The sequence below is a fragment of the Thiomicrospira sp. S5 genome, from assembly GCF_003991075.1.
In the GTDB taxonomy this organism is placed as follows: Bacteria; Pseudomonadota; Gammaproteobacteria; order Thiomicrospirales; family Thiomicrospiraceae; genus Hydrogenovibrio; species Hydrogenovibrio thermophilus.
Genome location: NZ_CP014470.1, coordinates 191,010 through 210,987, shown reverse-complemented (window position 1 = coordinate 210,987; position 19,978 = coordinate 191,010). Strand labels below are relative to the sequence as shown.

General features: G+C 53.7%; 12 protein-coding genes. 8 read left to right on the top strand and 4 right to left on the bottom strand.

Annotation, left to right across the window (positions count from 1 at the left end):
• Positions 1-40 precede the first annotated feature (40 nt).
• The 4 genes from AYJ59_RS00905 (at position 41) to AYJ59_RS00890 (ending at position 9,183) form a co-directional block, all read left to right on the top strand.
• Positions 41-1,087: an HD domain-containing phosphohydrolase gene (locus tag AYJ59_RS00905; protein ID WP_127119059.1), complete on the top strand. Its 1,047-nt coding sequence runs from the start codon at positions 41-43 to the stop codon at positions 1,085-1,087.
• Positions 1,059-4,961, top strand: a complete 3,903-nt coding sequence (locus tag AYJ59_RS00900; protein WP_051673473.1) for a transporter substrate-binding domain-containing protein — start codon at positions 1,059-1,061, stop codon at positions 4,959-4,961. Before AYJ59_RS00905 ends, AYJ59_RS00900 begins: the two co-directional genes overlap by 29 nt.
• A gap of 221 nt (positions 4,962-5,182) precedes the next feature.
• Complete coding sequence (locus AYJ59_RS00895) at positions 5,183-6,736, top strand: NADH-quinone oxidoreductase subunit L (RefSeq protein ID WP_029939175.1); 1,554 nt, start codon at positions 5,183-5,185, stop codon at positions 6,734-6,736.
• Entirely contained in the window at positions 6,733-9,183 is a 2,451-nt protein-coding gene (locus AYJ59_RS00890) for a YbcC family protein (RefSeq protein WP_127119058.1), read from the top strand. The genes AYJ59_RS00895 and AYJ59_RS00890 overlap by 4 nt, the downstream gene beginning before the upstream one ends.
• A 48-nt stretch (positions 9,184-9,231) precedes the next feature.
• Here the strand turns inward: AYJ59_RS00890 and AYJ59_RS00885 are convergent, their stop codons facing one another.
• Positions 9,232-10,410: an NnrS family protein gene (locus tag AYJ59_RS00885; protein WP_051673474.1), complete on the bottom strand. Its 1,179-nt coding sequence runs from the start codon at positions 10,408-10,410 to the stop codon at positions 9,232-9,234.
• A gap of 376 nt (positions 10,411-10,786) precedes the next feature.
• Here AYJ59_RS00885 and AYJ59_RS00880 point away from each other — a divergent pair, with 376 nt between their 5' ends.
• Genes AYJ59_RS00880 through AYJ59_RS00865 form a run of 4 tightly spaced genes read left to right on the top strand, consistent with a single transcriptional unit; the run spans position 10,787 to position 17,229 of the window.
• Entirely contained in the window at positions 10,787-12,277 is a 1,491-nt protein-coding gene (locus tag AYJ59_RS00880; protein WP_051673475.1) for an efflux transporter outer membrane subunit, read from the top strand.
• Between the two features lie 5 nt (positions 12,278-12,282).
• Positions 12,283-13,359, top strand: coding sequence for an HlyD family secretion protein (locus tag AYJ59_RS00875; RefSeq protein ID WP_029939179.1), 1,077 nt, complete (start codon positions 12,283-12,285; stop codon positions 13,357-13,359).
• Between the two features lie 3 nt (positions 13,360-13,362).
• Entirely contained in the window at positions 13,363-16,101 is a 2,739-nt protein-coding gene (rbbA, locus tag AYJ59_RS00870) for a ribosome-associated ATPase/putative transporter RbbA (RefSeq protein WP_029939180.1), read from the top strand.
• A gap of 3 nt (positions 16,102-16,104) precedes the next feature.
• Positions 16,105-17,229 carry an ABC-2 transporter permease gene (locus AYJ59_RS00865; protein WP_029939181.1) on the top strand — a complete coding sequence of 375 codons (1,125 nt, stop codon included), beginning with the start codon at positions 16,105-16,107 and terminating at the stop codon, positions 17,227-17,229.
• A 67-nt stretch (positions 17,230-17,296) separates the two neighbouring features.
• Here the strand turns inward: AYJ59_RS00865 and AYJ59_RS13115 are convergent, their stop codons facing one another.
• Genes AYJ59_RS13115 through AYJ59_RS00855 form a run of 3 tightly spaced genes read right to left on the bottom strand, consistent with a single transcriptional unit; the run spans position 17,297 to position 19,825 of the window.
• Positions 17,297-17,428 (bottom strand): hypothetical protein, encoded by a 132-nt coding sequence (locus tag AYJ59_RS13115; protein ID WP_257791232.1) that lies wholly within the window; start codon positions 17,426-17,428, stop codon positions 17,297-17,299.
• Complete coding sequence (cydB, locus tag AYJ59_RS00860; RefSeq protein WP_029939182.1) at positions 17,412-18,410, bottom strand: cytochrome d ubiquinol oxidase subunit II; 999 nt, start codon at positions 18,408-18,410, stop codon at positions 17,412-17,414. The genes AYJ59_RS13115 and cydB overlap by 17 nt, the downstream gene beginning before the upstream one ends.
• Positions 18,410-19,825, bottom strand: coding sequence for a cytochrome ubiquinol oxidase subunit I (locus AYJ59_RS00855; protein ID WP_029939183.1), 1,416 nt, complete (start codon positions 19,823-19,825; stop codon positions 18,410-18,412). The genes cydB and AYJ59_RS00855 overlap by 1 nt, the downstream gene beginning before the upstream one ends.
• Positions 19,826-19,978: the final 153 nt, after the last annotated feature.

Below are 19,978 nucleotides of genomic sequence, written 5' to 3'. Positions count from 1 at the left end.
CTTTGCGCCGGCAAACGGTTATTTCTGTACGGAGCGGACAATGCAATATGGGTTTCATATTCTCATCGTCGACGATGTCTCGGAAAACATTCAGGTCGCCATGAGCATACTGAAGGAGGAAGGCTACCAGTTTTCCTTCGCCATGGATGGCGAACAGGCGTTATCGCTGGTCGAGGAAAACGACTTCGACCTCATTCTGCTGGATGTGATGATGCCGAGGATGGACGGCTTCGAGGTCTGTCGGCGCTTGAAGTCACAGGCCCGCACCCAGGATATCCCCATTATCTTCCTGACCGCAAAAGTCGACATCGATTCGGTCAGCCAGGGGTTCCGGCTCGGTGCGGTCGATTACATCACCAAGCCCTTTCATGCCGAAGAACTCATTGCCCGCGTCAAAAACCACCTCGAACTCTCCGCCGCCAAACAGCTCCTCAAACAAAACAACCTGACCCTCCAGAAAAACCTGGCCCACCGCGAAAAACGCTTCGCCACCGAGCTGGAAGAAAACCAGAAAGAAATCATTTTTGTCCTCACCGAATTGATGGAATCCACTTCCGACGAAACCGGCCAGCATATCCGGCGCGTCGCCGAATGCTCAAAATGCCTGGCGCATTATCATCCCAACCTATCGAGCGACGATGAAAGCGTAATTTACCACGCCGCTCCCATGCACGACATCGGTAAAATGACCGTGCCGCTGGAAATCCTGCACAAGCCCGGCAAACTGACACCAGCCGAATTCCAAATCATCAAATCCCACACCACCACCGCTTACGACATGCTCAAATTCTCCAAGCGTAAATTCATTCAGGCCGCAGCGGTGATTGCCTTGCAGCACCACGAAAAGTGGGACGGCAGCGGTTACCCCAACCGGCTGGCCGGGGAAAACATCCACATTTACGCCCGAATCGTCAGTGTCGCCGACGTTTTCGATGCCTTGACCCATAAACGGGAATACAAAGACGCCTGGCCGATTGACGACGCCGTGCAATACATCGTCGAACAAAAAGGCATTCAATTCGACCCGCAACTTGTGGACATCTTTACAGAACACCTTGATGATTTCATCCGTATTTCGCAGACTTAGCCGGTTTTTACGCCTACTGACCTGGCTGCTTTTTTGTTGGGCGGGCGGCGCACAGGCTCTCGACCTGACGCCTCAGGAAACCCGCTGGATTCAACAGCACCCGGAAATCACCCTCGGCGCCGATTACCAATGGCCACCGTATGAATTCAATGACGAACGAGGCCGTCACACCGGCATCTCTGCAGACATTCTGCAATTAATTGAACAAAAGACCGGCCTGGTCATTCATGTCCGTTCCGGCGTCTGGGCCGAAATTTTAAAAGATGCCAAACAAGGGAAGCTCGATGGGCTGGCCTGCGCCGTCAAAACGCCGGAACGCCAGCAATATTTTTCATTCACCACCCCTTACACCCAGATGCCGCTGGCGGTCTTCGTCCGCAATGACAGTGCCCTCAAACGCCTCGGCTCGCTGGATGACCTCAAAGACCTGACAGGCCAAACCATTGCCATCAATCAAGATTCTTACCTGCATGAATGGCTGAAAACACACTATCCGGGGTTTCAATTTCGGCCCCAGCACTCGAATCTGGAAGCGCTGGAAGCGGTTTCCTTCGGGCAGGCCGACGTTTACATCGGCAACTTGGCCGTGGCCACTTACCTCATCAAACACCATTATCTGACCAACCTCGACATTCTCGCCAAGGCCGACGATTACCAGACCGAAACCGCCATTGCCATCGATAAAGACCAACCCTTTCTCTTCAGCATCATCCAAAAGGCGCTCAACGACATCCAACCCAGTGAAAAAAACGCCGTGCTTAATCGCTGGTTCATGGCCTCCCGCTCCGACCAACTCCATCTGACCGACGCAGAAGTCGCCTGGATTCAGGCCCACCCCGTCGTCAAAGTGGCCGGTGAACCGGATTGGGCTCCGTTCGATTTCGTCAACCTCAACGGCGACTATCAAGGCATCGCCAACGACTATCTGGCGCTCATTTCCCAGAAGACCGGCCTGCAATTCGACATTGAAACCGGCATTTGGCAAAGCAACCTCGACCAAATCCGACGCGGCGAGGTCGATTTGCTCCCCGCCGCATTCGTCAACGACCGCCGTCGCCAATATGCGCTGTTCAGCGCGCCCTATTTCAAAACCCTGACCTATTTCTTTGTCCGTCAGGACGTCGACGTCAAACGGCTCGAAGATCTGAATGACCTGACCTTGGCCATCCCGAAAGGCTATGCGCAAGTCGACTATCTGAAAAAGCACTATCCGCACATCCAATTACTGGAAACCGATACGTTGAGCCAGGCGATTGACGCCGTCATCGAAGACAAAGCCCAACTGCTGTACGACAATTATTCCGTTTTGTCCTACACCCTGTCGCAATTCGGCATTCGCAACATCAAGCCATTTCGTTCCTCTCGGCAGGCAACACAATCATTGCATTTCATGATTCGTCAGGACGCCCCGGAACTGCAATCCATCATCAACAAAGCGCTGGCCGCCTTCACCCCCGCCGAAAAACAACAAATCGACGACAAATGGTTGAATGTGCTCCCGACGCCGCAATCGGTGCCCATCACACCCGATCAGCAAGCCTGGCTCAACGCCCACCCGATTGTCTCCTTCGGCGGTTCACCGGACTGGCGGCCGTTTGAAGCTTTCACAACCAAAGGGCGCTATGTCGGCATCGTCGCCGATTTTCTCCGCGCGCTGGAACAAAAAATGCCGATCGAATTCCAGCCCCATCCGACCCAGACCTGGCAAGAAACCCTCAACCTGGCGCGAGAAGGAACGCTGGATGTCATCTCCGGCGACATCGACGACCCGATACTGGCCGAACACTATTACCCCATTACCCCGTACCTGAAAAGCCCGATTGTCATCGTCATGAAAGACCGCAACGAATTCGTCAACGGTTTGCCGGAACTGCACGACCGTAAAATTGCTTTCGTCAAAGGGTTCGGCTACAGCCACGCCATCACCCGCGCCTACCCGGCCTATCATTTTCAGCCCGTCGATTCGGCGCAGAATGCCTTGGAAGGCGTGGCCATCGGTCGTTACGACGCGGCGCTGATGTCACTGCCGAAAGCCAGTTATCTCATCAAACAGAATAATCTCCACACGCTCAGTATTGTCGGGAAAACCGACCTCTTCATGCAGATGACCTTGTTCGTCTCAAAAGACAAACCGGAGCTACACCAGCTCCTCAACCTGGCGATGGACAGTCTCACGCAGGAACAAAAACAAGCCATCCTCGACCGCTGGACGAAAATCAAATTCGCCCCCCAGTTCGATTACGTTTTGCTCATACAAATCGTCGGCATTTTCCTGGCCGTTGTTCTGATGTTCCTTTACTGGAACCGCAAACTCGCACGCGAAATCAAACAACGTAAAGCCGCCGAAGCCGAACTCAAACACAAAGAACGTTTACTACAGGAAGCCAAAGACCAGGCGGATGCCGCCAACCACGCCAAGTCGGAATTCCTCGCCAATATGAGCCACGAAATACGCACCCCGATGAACGCCATCATTGGTTTTACCGAACTGCTGAACGAGCAAGTCACCGAACCCCGTTTGAAAAACTTCATCCACACCATTCAGACCGCCGGAAACACCTTACTGATGCTGATTAACGACATCCTTGACCTGTCGAAAATCGAAGCCGGTAAGATGACGCTGCAAAAACAGGCCACCAATCCGCACGATCTCTTCAAGGAAATCGGTCAGATATTTGCCATGAATATGCAGAAAAAAGGCCTGGATTTCCTGATTGATATTGACCCCAATCTGCCGGATGCTTTGTTACTGGATGCGGTTCGCCTTCGGCAAATTTTGTTCAACTTACTCGGCAACGCCGTTAAATTTACCGAGACCGGTCACATCAAACTGTCGGTCAGATCCATGAACGTTCTGGAGCACCTCAGCAAACTGGATATTTTGATCGAAGTTTCCGATACCGGCCTCGGCATTCCGCCGGAGCAACAAAAACGGATTTTCAATGTGTTCGAACAACAGGACGGTCAAAATACCCATAAATTCGGCGGCACCGGTTTAGGGCTCTCCATCACCCAGCGATTAGTTGATATGATGGGCGGCCACATCAACCTCGAAAGCGAACCGGGCAAAGGCAGCACTTTCGGCATTCTTCTCCCCAGCGTAGACATCGCCTCCATCCACCACCAGGCCAACGATAACGCTGACCCCCAATCCCCCAAAGGAAGCATTCACTTCCAACCAGCGTCGGTATTGATAGTGGACGACATCGAAGATAACCGTGCCTTGATTGAACACAATTTCGATGACACCGACCTTCGCGTCACCGAAGCCGAAAACGGGGACGAGGCGGTCAAGCTCTGTCGCCAACACCCGTTCGACTTGGTCCTGATGGACATCCGAATGCCGGTCATGGACGGCTACGAAGCAGCCCAAGCCATTAAAGCCTTCAATCCGGATCTGCCAATTGTCGCCCTGACCGCGTCGGTCATGGAAGACACCGAAGAAAAAGCCAAGCGCGCTCACTTTGACGACTATCTGCGCAAACCGGTTTTGAAATCCAATTTGTTCCAGACCTTGAGCCATTTCCTGCCCCATACCTTTGACGTGGTTGACGCCGACAAACCGGCGGCCAAGCGCCCACTGGTCAGTGAGATGATGCAGCAACATCCGACCGAATTTCTGCAAAGACTCGACAGCTTGCACCCCAAACACCAAAAAGCGCTCAAAACCAACAACATCGACGATATCAAACGTTTTGCCGAACAATGCGCTGACTTAGCCGACCAATATCAATGCACCCAGCTCAGCGAACTCGCCACCGTCCTGCTGGAAGCGTTGGACAGTTTCGATATTCCAAGCATTCAAACCGGGTTGCAGCGCTTTACCCGCATTGAAAAAGCCCTTCGGGAAACGCTGATTCCCGAACACCCATAATCCATATTGATCTGCAAAACCACCAGGCCTGGTGGTTTTTTACCTTGACACCAACCGGCATCAACCCACGTTAAAGCCTGACAAAATAGGGCCTGTCGTCTCTATACATGCGATGCAGTCTATAGGTCGCATTTAATTTCCCAATTTTTCTTTCTCGCCCATCTCTCCTAACATTATCGCCATGTAATCTGCCTCAACTGTATTTGTGAAAGGAGTGTCTTATGGACGGTCATTGGATCGGAAATTGGCTATTAATACTCGTCCCGCTCGGCTTTTTTCTGGGCGCACTGCTCAATGAAAAACGCGCTCGCTGGAACACGGCCGCCGCCATCAGCTTGACCGCGCTTGCCCTGGTCATCGTATTGGGCTTGCTGGAGCGTTTCAATGTGGCGCCGGTCGTCACCACCGACAGCTGGATCACGCATTCACCGGTCGCCTACGTCATGCTCGGCCTCATCAGCTTTATCGCCTTCATCAACATCCGCTATTCCAGCGCCTACATGGCCGGGAATAAGGACGAGGAAAAACGCTACCTGCGCTGGCTGATGATCACATTGGGCAGTGTCGCGATGGTGGTCATCAGTAACCACATGCTGCTGATGATGACCGCTTGGATCGCCATCAGCCTGAGCTTGCACCAATTGTTGATTTTCTACCCGGAACGCCAACGGGCCGTGCTGGCCGCCCACAAAAAATACATTTTTGCCCGAGTGGCGGAACTGTGTCTGTTGAGCGCCATCCTGATTTTGCATTACGAGCACAACACCTGGCTCATCACCGACATCCATCGTGCCATCGACTTGAACGGCATCACCCATCTTGATCAAGTTGCCGCCCTGATGGTCGCGTTGGCTGCGCTGGTGAAGTGTGCCCAGTTGCCGTTGCACGGCTGGTTGATTCAAGTGGTCGAAGCCCCCACGCCGGTTTCCGCGCTGTTGCACGCCGGCATCATCAACCTGGGTGGCTTCCTATTGATTATCTTCGCGCCTTTGATTGTGGTTTCCGACATCGCTCAATGGGTTCTGCTCGTTGTCGGCGGCATCACCACCGTGCTGGCGGCATTGGTCATGATGACCCGCGCTTCGGTCAAGGTGCGTCTCGCCTGGTCCACCATGTCGCAAATGGGCTTGATGCTGGTCGAATGTGCTCTGGGGTTATTCGAGCTGGCCCTACTGCACTTGGTCGCCCACTCCTGCTACAAGGCCTATGCGTTCCTGAATTCGGGTTCCGAAGTCGAATCCAGTCTCAAACGCCGCTTGTCACAAGCGGTGCCGCCCAGCCGAACCGAATGGATTCTGGCCGGGTTAGCCTCACTGACACTGGTCGCCGCCTTGGTGGCCGTACTGAATTTGGACGGCCCTTACAGCCCATGGCTATTGTTCGCCATTGCCCTGACACTGCTCATGGCCGAACGCCGAGGACGCCTCAACACCTCTTCGGTCATCAGCATGATGACGCTGGGTGCGATTTTGATTGTGGCTTACAGCCTGCAAAAAGCCGGGGCCCACCTAGTCATTCCATCGATGACCACCAGCGTCGGTTGGGTCGGGGATGCCTGGATCGGCTTTTTGATGATCCTGTTCATGGCCGGCTACATCCTGCTTCGTTACCACACCGACCACCCGCTTGTCACCAAAGCGCGCCGCGCCTTTTATGCCGGGTTTTATCTGGACGAATGGGTGACGCGTCTGAATCTGCGGATCTATCCGACCCGTTTGCCGGTTCGATTGAAACCCAAAAAACTTCAGATTCCAAAAGAGGAGTTTTTCCAATGATGGCTGATAACATGACCAACCAAGCCACGGCGTTGAGGCCGAGTCTTCCAGACAATCAACGACGTTCCCTGCAAGCCGCTTGCAGCCGCATTGCACCGACCTGGCCGCTTGACGAACTGATTGCCGTCAACCCTTGGTGGGAAATGCGTGACGAGCACGTCAGTCAGGTTTCCGCCCGCCTCAGCGCCCTGACGCAGGCCAACTGCGTCATGCCGAAAGCCTATTTCCAGGAAATCTGGATGGAAACGTTGCAACCGCAACATTTGGAAGCGGCCATCGCCGAGTTCGGCAAAGATTACAGCGTCGAAACCATGGAGCGCTACCTGCTCAACGAGGACGACCAAACCCATTGGCACAACATCAGTGACTTCGTCGACAGCGGCCCCAACCGCAAATACAAAATGGCCTGGCGGGATGAGATTACCCACCAGATCAGTCAATTCTGCGCGGACTTTTTTCGCCCCCAAAATGTCGGGTCCGCCCCCTACGCCAACACCTATCAAGGGCTTTACCTTGAATGGTTGAGAACCACCCGGCAAGACAAAGGGATTGAAATTCTCATGGCCGAAGACGGCCTGACCGAACTGTTCAATGACTTGCCGGAAAGTGCCGAAGCCCTGCTGGCCGAAGCCCTGATTGGATTACGAGTACCGGAAGGTGAAACCGCCGAATACAGTCACGCCTTATTGTTGGACATCAACGGCTGGGCCTCCTGGGTGGCGTACCTGCGCTGGCAGGATCGTTTAAGCGGACATGACAATGACCTGATGATGGATTTGCTCGCCATCCGCATGGCTTGGGAATGGGTCCTTTGGCGTCACCAAAAACAAACCGACAAAGTCGTCTTCAACGAATTAAAAGTGATGTGGCGTCACCAGATGACCATCGTGCACGACTTGATTCAGAATCATCAAAATTCGCAGGAAAAATCCTGGATTTGGCAACGGGCCGCGGAAATCGCCTATCAATCGACGTTGCATCAACAACTGAAATACTCGCCCCATGCCGAACAGACCGACGCCGGTAAAACGCCGACGTTACAAGCCGCTTTCTGCATCGATGTGCGCTCGGAAATCATTCGACGCGCACTGGAAGCGCAGGACCCGAACATCGAAACCCTCGGCTTCGCCGGTTTCTTCGGATTACCGATAGAATACCGCCCGGCCGGAACCGATATTATCCGGCCACAACTGCCAGGCCTGTTGAAATCCAACATTCAGGTAGCGCCCATTCTGCCGCAGCAAAAAACCGCGTCAATTCGGGAGAAGCTCAACAAGAAAGCCCGTTGGATTGAATGGAGCAATGCCCCACCGTCCGCTTTTACCATGGTGGAAGCGACCGGATTGATATATGCCTTTAAGCTATTGCGAAACAGTCTTTTCCCGGAAGATGACAGCCACCCGGTCAACCACCTTCCGGTGAGCGACGCCTTCGAACTGACACAGGACCAAGACCCGCTCAGTTTGTCGCAAAAAGTCGATTTGGCTTACGGCATCCTCAACGCCATGGGGCTGACCGGACCGTTGGCGGAGACGGTGCTGTTGGTCGGGCACGGCAGCAGCAGTTGCAACAACCCGCACGCTTCCGGGCTGGACTGCGGAGCTTGCGGCGGCCAAACCGGTGAAATCAACGTCCGGGTTCTGGCCTATTTACTGAATGACCCAACCGTTCGCGATGGCTTGCGAGCAAAAGGCCTCATCATTCCAACGGCCACCCGTTTCGTCGCCGCCATGCACAACACCACCACGGACGAGTTCACTTGTTTCGGGGAAGACATCGCCCGCAATGAGCCGGTTTCCAACTGGCTGGCCCGTGCCGGCGAAATGGCCCGTCAGGAACGTTCGATCCGTCTTGGCTTGGACCACCTCAAAGAACCGGTCTTGCACAAATCCATCAAACACCGCGCCAAGGACTGGTCGCAGGTGCGACCGGAATGGGGTCTGTCGAACAACGCCGCCTTCATCGTCGCACCGCGTTGGCGCACCCGTGGCATCAACCTGCAAGGCCGCGCCTTCCTGCACGATTACGAGGCTTCGCAAGATTTGGACGCCAGCTTGCTGACCCAAATCATGACCGCTCCGATGGTGGTCACCAACTGGATCAACTTGCAATACTACGCGTCGGTCTGCGACAACCACACCTATGGCAGTGGCAACAAAGTCCTGCACAATGTGGTGGACGGCTGCATCGGGTTGTTTGAAGGCAACGGCGGGGATTTACGCATTGGCTTGCCGATGCAATCCCTGCACGACGGCAACAAATGGATGCATGAACCGCTTCGCCTCAGTGTCTATATCGATGCGCCGCGCAATGCCATCGCCAAAGTGGTGGCGGAAAACGAAGTGGTGCGTCAGCTCATCGACAACGAATGGCTGTTCTGCTTTCACTGGAGCCAGCAAGGTGACATCGACCGTTACCTCAACGGCCAATGGTTGACGCAATCCTAAATCGCTTTCGACCAATTCCAACGTCTCAGCTTGCTTCCGCACGCACGGTTACAGCAAGATACCGCTGTTCGGTTTCCGGCTGGGGCGCGCCAGAATCGGCAGGTACAACACCGTCAGCCATAAAAAGGCCAGGCTCCAACCCAGTTGGCTGGCCTGAACCCACCAAACTGTGTACTCCGGCAACAGGAGCGGAAACGCCACCCGCAATACGGCGGAGGCCGCCAAAAGGGCGAACACCCAAACTAAGCTTTTCGGCGGTTCAAACACATTCCGGTTGGTATGCCCCAATGAAATGCGCGCCATGATGGACGAACACAGCAAGCCAATGCCTCCGGCCGCCAGCGCATGCAAGGCAATCGATTCACTGACCCAACCCAGACCGACCAAGCCGTAGAGCGCCATGCCAGTCACCATAAACGCATAGGAAACGTGCAATGGCCATAGCAACAACACCGACCAGATGCGTGGATGGTACCAGGCCTTCAGTCGGATAAAGTGCACCCCGGCCAACGGAAACGCAATCAAACTGGTTGCCCAGTGCTGCGGAAAAAACACCGCCGCCACCATCAAGGCCAGAAAGCCGACCAGCGCCAAGGCATCCAGCCGTTTCGATTGCACGCTCTCCGGCAATCCCAACGCCTTTTCGGTGAAAAACGGAATCAGACGCCGCATCATCGTCAAGTTAATCGCCAGCACCAGAAAGAGTCCGAAAATCACCCCCATGTGCACACCGTTATCGAGCCAGTTAAACGCTCCGGCGTAAAACACCCCATTGGCCGCCAACAACAAGGCAAACTTGGAGGCCAGCCCCACTTGCGGCCATAGCTTTTGGCGCAACACCGGGCCGATGAACAGCCACAGCAGCCCGAGGTTAAACAGCAAATCGAACGTCGCCACCCAAATCAACGGCCAATCCAGCAAAAAACCGATTCGCGCCAAGGCCCAACAGGCAAACACCCAAGCCAGACGCCAGCCCGAAGCCGAATTCTCCCGCGACCAGTTCATCACCGCCGTCAGCAAAAAGCCCGTCACCGTTGCCAACGCATAACCGAATACCATCTCATGTGCGTGCCAATACATCGACGGAATACCGGAGAAGGTCGTCATCGCAGCGGGATATTGCCAAAACCAGATCAACATCGCCACGCCGGTGAACAAACTGCCACCCAGAAAAAACGCGCGGAAAGCGCGGTCGAAAAAGAATAACTGACTCGGAAGTCGTACCATTGCCTTCTCCTTTGAATTCGAATGGTATGAAGAAATCGACCAGGCCTGGTCAAAATCGCAGTCTGTGAATGCCCACTTTCCAACAAGGTACAGAGTAAGGTTTGAAGATTTTGATAACTCTCGTCAAGGCTACGCCTAGCGACCAGCTTGAATCCATGATCGCCCATCCACACTTTTTTGTCGCAACATCATATCACAACACCAAAATCACTCTGACCGGCGCACTCTCCAATCACTTGAAAAACTTCCGAAGCTTTACGTTTAAAAATGCCATAATAAGTCTTGTTAACGACGGATGAGTCGGTATATGATGACGACATGATACTTATGTGTAACACTCTGCTCAAACCAGTGAGCCAGAAAAGACGGAACCGGCATGTTTTCAATCCCTAAACAGAATTCAACCACGAAGCACCTGTTACGCCTTTCCCCGTTAGGGGTCGGTCTTCTGATACTGTCACTGACGGGCTGTTCCATGGCGCCCGAATATCAACGCCCGGAAGCACCCATTCCATCCAAATTTCCGGCCCCTGAACAACCGGCGAAAACCCCAGATGCCACCATGCCGGAAGATAAAGCCACACCGGATTGGCAAACCTACTTTAGCGACCCGGCACTGCAAAAAATCCTCAATGACGCGCTGGTCAACAACCGTGATTTGAGAATCGCGGCCGCCCGAGTCCGAGCCTCACGCGCCATTTACGGCATTCAGCGCTCCGATCTCTTCCCCGACATCAATGTCGGCGCACAAGGCAGCCGGACCCATACGCCCGCCGACCTCAGCTATACCGGCCGGGAAGTCACCTCGTCCAGCTATCAAGTCAGCGCCAATTTGAGTATCTGGGAACTCGATTTCTGGGGCCGCATCCGCAGCTTGGAAGAAGCTGCATTACAAGATTATCTGTCGCAGGAAAGCTCGCAACAGGCGTTTAAAATCGCCTTGATCGCCCAAGTGACCAATGGCTACCTGAATTATCGGGAGCTGGATCAGCGCTTGGTTTTGGCCCAAAAGACGCTGAGTTCCCGCGAAGAATCCTACCGTATTTTCAAGCGACGCTTTGAAATGGGCGTCATCTCCGAACTGGATCTAACCCAGGTCGAGACACTGGTCAAACAAGCTCAAACCCTGACCATCGAATTGGAGCAACTCAAAGAAAACCAACTCTACGACTTGTCCTATTTGGTCGGCAGTCCGGTGCAACTGGAACATGTCGACAACTATTTCGGCGAACAGACGGTATTTCAACCGATTTCACCAGGCCTGCCTTCCGAGCTGCTGAACAACCGGCCGGACATTCTCGCCGCCGAACATTCACTGCGTTCCGCCACTGCCAATATCGGCGCGGCCAGAGCGGCCTTCTTCCCGAGCATTACCCTGACCGGCTATGCCGGCACCGCCAGTGCGGAACTGGACGGCCTTTTCGCCTCCGGCAGCGGTGCCTGGAGTTTTGCTCCCAGTATCAACCTACCCATTTTTAACGGTGGGCGAAACCAATCGAATCTGGATTTATCCAAAGCACGCCAAAACGAGGCCGTGTCCAACTACGAAAAAACCGTTCAAAACGCTTTCAAGGAAGTCTCGGTTTCATTGTCGAACCAGAAATGGTTAAAGAAACAACTGAAAGTGCTGGAAGACACCTTATCCATACAGCAACGCCGAGCCCATTTGGCCGAACTTCGCTACAAAAGCGGCGCGACGCCTTTTTTGGAAGTTCTGGATGCCGAACGCGCCCGCCTCAGTGCCGAACAAACCCTCGTCACCGCCCGGCGCGCTTTATCCAGCAGTCAGGTTGAACTTTACACAGCCATCGGCGGCGGCCTGACCCAAAAACAAGAAACCCCCGAACCCCAAAAGACTGGAGAATAATCAGCATGAATGCCCAACGCCTCAAACGCGCGACTGTCCTTATCATACTGGCTGCCATTGTTGGTTTCGGGGGCTGGCATTTTTGGAAACAATGGAATGAAAACAATAAAAACGGCTATTTAATCAGTGGCAATGGCCGCATTGAAGCCGTTGAAATCGACATTGCAACCAAGTTGCCCGGTCGTATTGAAAAAGTGCTGGTTGATGAAGGCGACTTCGTCCAGAAAGGCCAACTGCTGGCCATTATGCAAACCAACACCTTAAATGCCCAACTGGCGGAAGCCGAAGCCCAATACAAACAAGCTCAAAATGCCGTCAAAAGCGCCGAAGCTCAAGTGGCAGTACGCAAAAGCGACGTGGCCGCCGCGAATGCCGGGGTGGTGCAGCGTGAGGCCGAATTGGATGCCGCCAAACGACGCCTGGCGCGATCCGAGGTATTGTCTAAAGAAAATGCGTCCTCCATACAGGAACTGGATGACAATCGCGCGCAGGTTCGCAGCGCCAAAGCCGCCGTCATTGCGGCCCAGGCACAAGTGACCGCCGCTCAAGCCGCCGTTACCGCCGCCGAAGCGCAAGTCACCGGCGCCAAATCTCAGGTTGTCGCCGTGGAAGCCACCATTGAACGCATTCGCGCCGACATCAACGACAGTCAACTGACATCCCCGAAAGACGGCCGCATCCAATACCGCATCGCCCAACCGGGTGAAGTTCTTGGCGCCGGCGGGAAACTGCTGAACCTGGTGGATTTAAGCGATGTGTATATGACATTTTTCGTACCGGAAACCGATGCCGGTAAACTCGCCATTGGCCAAGACGTTCACATCGTTTTGGATGCCGCGCCCGGTTTTGTGATTCCAGCCCATATTTCCTTCGTCGACAGTGTGGCTCAGTTCACCCCCAAAACGGTCGAAACGGCTAAGGAACGTCAAAAACTCATGTTCCGCGTCAAAGCACAGATTCCGGAAGAACTCTTGCAGGCGCATATCGACAAAGTAAAAACCGGTTTGCCCGGCTTGGCTTGGCTCAAAATGGACCCCGATAAAGACTGGCCGGAAAACTTGCGTGTAGCGCTACCCGATTAAACCATGACACAGCCATCCGAACCCTACATCGCCGAGCTTGAACACGTTTCTCTCGCTTATAAAGAAACGGTTGCTCTGGACGATATTTCTTTACAAATTCCGGCTGGCAAAATGGTGGGGCTGATCGGGCCGGACGGAGTTGGAAAATCCAGTTTACTGGCACTGATTTCCGGCGCGCGCATCATACAAAAAGGCCATGTCCATGTGCTGGGCGGTGACATGAAAGATGGCGGTCACCGCGACCGGGTCTGTCCGCAAATCGCTTATATGCCGCAGGGACTCGGCAAAAACCTCTATGCCACCTTATCCGTGGAAGAGAACCTGCAATTTTTTGGGCGCCTGTTCGGGCACAACAAAGCCGAACGGCGTAAACGCATCGACGACCTCACCCAAAGCACAGGCTTATATCCGTTCCTTGACCGCCCAGTGGGAAAACTATCCGGTGGTATGAAGCAAAAACTGGGATTATGCTGCGCCCTGATTCACGACCCCAAATTGCTGATACTGGATGAACCCACCACCGGGGTTGACCCTCTGGCCCGGTCGCAATTTTGGGACCTGATAGACCGAATTCGCCAGAAACAGCCGGACATGAGTGTCATCGTCGCCACGGCTTACATGGACGAAGCCCAACGTTTTGATTGGCTGGTAATGATGGATGACGGAAAGATCCTCGACACCGATACCCCCCAAGCATTGCTCTCAAAAACACAAACCGACAATCTCGAATCCGCTTTTATTGCCTTGCAGCCCGAAGCCAAACGTAAAAAACACCAAGCGGTCGACATTCCACCGTTGCATTTGGACAGCCAAAACGATGTCGCCATCGAGGCCACCGATTTAACCATGCGATTTGGTGACTTCACGGCGGTCAATCATGTGAATTTCCGTATTTTGAAAGGCGAGATTTTCGGTTTTCTCGGCTCCAACGGGTGCGGCAAATCCACGACCATGAAAATGCTGACCGGCTTGCTGACCGCCTCCGAAGGCCAGGCCCTGCTCTTCGGCCAAAAAATCAATCCGGGCGACATGACCACCCGAAAACGGGTCGGCTATATGTCGCAAGCCTTTTCCCTTTACACCGAGCTGACCGTACACCAAAACCTGGTGTTGCACGCTAGGTTGTTCGGTGTGCCGGAGGCGGACATCCCGGCACGCGTCGACGAAATGGTCGAGCGTTTCAACTTGCAGCACGTGATCGACAGTTTGCCGAACAGTTTGCCGCTGGGCGTCAAACAACGCCTTTCCCTGGCCGTGGCCATGGTGCATAAACCCGAGTTGCTGATTCTTGACGAGCCAACTTCCGGCGTCGACCCCGTGGCTCGCGATAACTTCTGGCGACTGATGATTGAACTGGCTCGCAACGATAAAGTGACCATTTTCATTTCCACCCATTTTATGAATGAAGCCGAACGGTGTGATCGTATTTCGCTCATGCATGCCGGCAATGTCCTCATCAGCGACACCCCGGCAAACATCGTGCAATCCAAACAAGCGGACTCACTGGAACAGGCCTTTATCCAATACCTCAAAGAATCCGACCCATCAAACTCAGACTCGCCGGAACAAACACTGCAAGAAACATTTTCCGCCAGCGCTACTACACGGAAGCCTCAAGGCTTCAGTTTAAAAAGAGCTTTCAGCTATTCCTGGCGCGAATCCCTGGAACTCACGCGCGACCCGATTCGGCTGACGCTGGCACTGCTCGGTTCCATCATCTTGATGACGGTACTCGGCCTTGGGATTTCATTTGACGTGGAAGATTTGAATTATGCCATTCTGGACCGAGACCAAACGACACTGAGCCAAAATTACGCCCTCAACCTGTCCGGTTCACGCTATTTTACCGAGAAGCCCCCGATTCAAGATTATCAAGACTTGGAAAAACGCTTGCGAAAAGGGGAAATCTCCCTCGCCATTGAAATTCCGCCCGGGTTCGCACGAAACATCAAACACGGTCGTGATGTTGAAATTGCGGCCTGGATAGACGGCTCCATGCCCACTCGCGCCGAAACCATTAACGGTTATGTGCAGGGCATGCACCAAAACTGGATGGCGTACCAGGCCAGGGTGAACTTAGGTCAACGCGAGGCGGGCAATTTCACCATTGAGACCCGTTACCGTTATAACCCCGATGTGGAAAGTCTGCCGGCCATGATTCCCGCCGTCATTCCATTGTTAATGTTGATGTTCCCAGCCATGCTCACCGCCTTATCCGTAGTGCGTGAAAAAGAACTGGGGTCCATCATCAATCTTTATGTCACTCCCGTGACTCGGACCGAATTTCTCCTGGGCAAACAACTGCCCTACATTGTCTTAGCCACAGTCAATTTCATTTTATTATTGATTTTGTCGGTCACCGCTTTTCAGGTTCCCATTACCGGGAGCGTGTTGGCGTTATTATTAGCGGGTGTTTTATTCAACATCGTCGCCACCGGAATCGGCCTATTCGCCTCGACGTTCACCAAAAGCCAGATTGCCGCAATGGTACTGACCATGATCGGCACCATGATTCCGGCAGTGCAATTTTCCGGACTGTTGAATCCGGTGGATTCAATGGAAGGGGCCGGACGAATCGTCGGTGAAACCTACCCGGCCACCTACATGTTTGAAATCAGCCGTGGCGCGTTCAGTAAGGCACTCGGGTTTCCCGACTTACACCAGTCTTTCTGGCCGATTATGATTGCCATTCCGGTCATTCTGACCTTGGCGATCGTCCTACTGAAAAAGCAGGAGCGTTGAACCATGCAAGCGCTTAAAAACATTATCCGTCTCGGCGTCAAAGAACTGTGGAGCCTGTATCGGGACCCCGGCATGATGATACTGATTCTGTACATCTTCACTTTCGCCATTTACAGCTCGGCCACGGCCAAACCCGATACCCTGCATATGGCGCCGATCGCCGTCGTAGACGAAGACGATTCCCGACTGTCGCAACGCATCGTGTCGGCGTTTTTTCCGCCCAAATTCGAAACACCGGCCAAGCTCTCCATCAACCAGATCGACCGAGCGCTGGATTCCGGGCATTATACCTTTGTTATCAATATTCCACCCAATTTCCAACGTGATATCCTCGCCGGTAAAAAAACCGAAATTCAGTTGAACATCGACGCCACCCGCATGAGTCAATCTTTCAGCGGCAACAATTACATTCAACAGATCATCAATCAGGAAGTCTCGGAATTTTTACAAGGCTATCGCACCAATGAAGCCGGCCAAGTCGCCATCGTCAATCGAATGCGCTTCAACCCCAACCTCGAAGGTTCCTGGTTCGGTGCCATTATGGAAATCATCAATAACGTCACCATGCTGTCGATTATGCTAACCGGCGCGGCCTTGATTCGAGAACGGGAACACGGCACGATTGAACACTTGCTGGTCATGCCCGTCACCCCGGCGGAAATCATGATCGCCAAAATCTGGTCCATGTCTCTGGTGGTGATCGTATCGACGTTTTTATCCCTGAATCTGGTGGTGCGTGGCGCATTGGACGTCCCCATAGAAGGGTCGACCTTACTGTTTCTAGTGGGCGCTTTACTGCACCTGTTCGCGACGACCTCCATGGGCATTTTTCTGGCCACCATTGCCCGCAGCATGCCGCAATTTGGCATGCTGATCGTATTGGTTCTTTTGCCGTTGCAAATCCTGTCGGGCGGGACGACACCGCGTGAAAGCATGCCGGAAATCATTCAAAACATCATGCTGATGGCTCCGACCACACATTTTGTGGAGTTGAGTCAGGCCATCTTGTACCGCGCCGCCGGATTCGACGTGGTCTGGCCACAGTTTCTGGCCTTGTTCTGCATCGGCAACGCGCTGTTCATATTTTCATTAATGCGCTTCCGCAAAACCATCAGCCAGATGGCGTAAACCCAAGCCGACAACAAAATAGAGAAAACGCCCAGGCCTGGCCATTTTAGGATCACGTCGATAAAACTTAATCAACCAAAAAACCGAAAGCCCATTTCAGCAACAGCGTCACCAATAGCAACACCAGCACGCCGGCAAGGTACAAACCAACAAACCAGCGCCAGGACGATTTCGACTTGGCCTCAGTAGCCTTCTTCAAAATCTTCCACCTTACCCGCGAAGATGCGATAGCCCCAAAGCGTATAGGCTAACACCAACGGTAAGAAAATCAAGACGCCCGGCAGGGTGAACCACAAACTGCTTTCCGGTGCATGCAATTCCCACAAGGTCATCTGATGCGGTAGCAGGAATGGAAAAAGCCCGGCCACCAAACCGACAAACCCCATCACGAATAAGCCCACCGCCAGCCAGAAAGGCCGTGCACCGCACTCATTGCCATCCAAAGCGCGATACAACCAAAAACCGAACACCGCACTCAAGACCGGCATCGGCAACAGATACAAGGCATTCAACCCTTCCAGCCAGCGGGTGCGTACCCACTCATTGCTGTACAGCATCCACAAACTGACAATGACCAAACTCACCATCATCACCACCACCAAACGACGCCCCAATCGCGCCGCTCGCACCAGCAGATCACCACGGGTTTTCAACACCAGATAGCAACTGGCCAATAACGCATAGGCCGCCACCACCGACAGTCCGGTGAAAATCGTAAACGGCGTGACCCAGTGCAACACAAACATCTCACCGACCATTTCGCCACCTTGCACCACCGCGCCCAGCACCATGCCCTGGCACATGGCCGCCAAGGTCGAACCACCGAAAAAGGCCGCATCCCAAACCCGCTTGGAGCGCACCGACTTAAAACGGTATTCAAACGCCACCCCGCGCAGAATCAGCCCGACGAGCATCAACACCAACGGCACATACAAAGAAGACAGCAAATGCGCATAGGCGGCCGGAAAAGCGGCAAACAGCACCACGCCGCCAAACACCAACCAGGTTTCGTTGCCGTCCCAAACGTGCGAAATCGAACGCATCACCGTATCACGTTCGCCCTCGCCGTCAAACCAAGGGTAAAGCACGCCCAAGCCCAAATCGAAGCCATCCAGAATCACGTACATCAATACGCCGAAGCCGAGCAGCAAAAAATAAAATAACGCCAATTCCTGTTCCATTATCGCGCTCCTCCTTCGGTGGGTTTGTCGGCGACCTGTTTCACCAGCGCCTTGGCATAGCCCGGCAACTCCGGCGCGTTCAATTGCGATTCCAACGCCTCAAGCGACGGTGCGCCCTGACGCAACAGTTTCCGCATGAAATACAAATACGCCACCAACAAGGTTCCGTACAACACCACAAACACGCTCAATGACCACAGAACTTTTTCCGCCGGCAAAGGCGACGCCACCTCCATGGTGCGCACCAAGCCCTCCACCAGCCAAGGCTGGCGCCCGGTTTCGGTCACATACCAGCCTGCCAAGGTCGCAATCGACCCCACCGGCCACATCCAGCGCGCCACGGTCAAAAACGGTTTATTTTCATACAGACGGCTCTTGCGGCGTAACCACAAGGCCCACAAACTGACGAACAACATCAGAAAACCGATCCCGACCATTACCCGGAACGAGAAAAACACAATCGGCACATACGGCCGGTCTTCCGGCGGCACCGACTTCAACCCCTGCGCGCCGCCATCCAGAGTGTGCGTCAAAATCAACGAGCCCAAATGCGGAATCGCCACTTCGTAATCGTTACGCTCTTCCTCCATATTCGGCCAGGCAAACAACACCAACGGCAACGGCTGTTCGTGCTCCGGCCAAATCCCTTCAATCGCCGCCAGTTTCACCGGCTGATATTCCTTAACGTTCAAACCGTGACCGTCGCCGACAAAAATCTGTAACGGCACCAACACCAACGTGCCCCATAACGCCATCGACAAGCTTTTTTTGGCCCATTGCGCCTGCTGATCACGCAACACATGCCAGGCACTCACCGCAATGATAATGAACGACGCCGTCAGCATCGCCGCCAACAACATATGCGCCACACGGTGCGGCATCGACGGATTGAAAATCACTTCCCACCAATCGCGCACCTGAAAGTGTCCATCCACCAACTCGTAACCCGCCGGGGTTTGCATCCAGGAATTGGCCGACAAAATCCAAAACGCCGACAACCAGGTGCCCAGCATGACGATGACCGTGGCGAAAAAATGCATCCGCTCGCTGACGCGCTGCCAACCGAACAGCATCACCCCGAGAAACCCGGCTTCCAGGAAAAATGCCGTCAGCACTTCATAGGCCAGCAACGGCCCCAACACCGGGCCGACCTTCTCGGAAAAGCCGGAAAAATTGGTGCCGAATTCAAACGATAGCACAATGCCGCTGACCACGCCCATGCCGAAAGTCACGGCAAAAGGTTTGATCCAGAATTTCGCCAATTGAAAATACACCGGATTGCGGGTTTTCAGCCACAGGCCTTCCCAAATGGCGATGGCGGTGGCTAAACCGATGGTGATGGAGGGAAAAAGAATGTGAAAACTGACCGTCAAGGCGAATTGCATGCGGGACAAAATCGCGGCATCGAGTTCCATAGGACGTCCTGAAGCTGGTTGGAAGAGGTACGCACATTCTAGTACAAAATCATACAGATAGTAAGTGTATAAATTTCCAACCCCTGCCAGCCGGGCACTGAACGGGCATCATGCAAAAATCACCAGGCCTGGTGATATTTGATACTTGAAAAA

Coding starts and splice junctions, on each gene's coding strand:
- cydB (WP_029939182.1), bottom strand. CDS start 18,410: ATGGAACAGGAATTGGCGTTATTTTATTTTTTGCTGCTCGGCTTCGGC.
- AYJ59_RS00865 (WP_029939181.1), top strand. CDS start 16,105: ATGCAAGCGCTTAAAAACATTATCCGTCTCGGCGTCAAAGAACTGTGG.
- AYJ59_RS00855 (WP_029939183.1), bottom strand. CDS start 19,825: ATGGAACTCGATGCCGCGATTTTGTCCCGCATGCAATTCGCCTTGACG.
- AYJ59_RS00875 (WP_029939179.1), top strand. CDS start 12,283: ATGAATGCCCAACGCCTCAAACGCGCGACTGTCCTTATCATACTGGCT.
- AYJ59_RS00885 (WP_051673474.1), bottom strand. CDS start 10,410: ATGGTACGACTTCCGAGTCAGTTATTCTTTTTCGACCGCGCTTTCCGC.
- AYJ59_RS00905 (WP_127119059.1), top strand. CDS start 41: ATGCAATATGGGTTTCATATTCTCATCGTCGACGATGTCTCGGAAAAC.
- AYJ59_RS00890 (WP_127119058.1), top strand. CDS start 6,733: ATGATGGCTGATAACATGACCAACCAAGCCACGGCGTTGAGGCCGAGT.
- AYJ59_RS00900 (WP_051673473.1), top strand. CDS start 1,059: ATGATTTCATCCGTATTTCGCAGACTTAGCCGGTTTTTACGCCTACTG.
- AYJ59_RS00895 (WP_029939175.1), top strand. CDS start 5,183: ATGGACGGTCATTGGATCGGAAATTGGCTATTAATACTCGTCCCGCTC.
- AYJ59_RS00880 (WP_051673475.1), top strand. CDS start 10,787: ATGTTTTCAATCCCTAAACAGAATTCAACCACGAAGCACCTGTTACGC.
- rbbA (WP_029939180.1), top strand. CDS start 13,363: ATGACACAGCCATCCGAACCCTACATCGCCGAGCTTGAACACGTTTCT.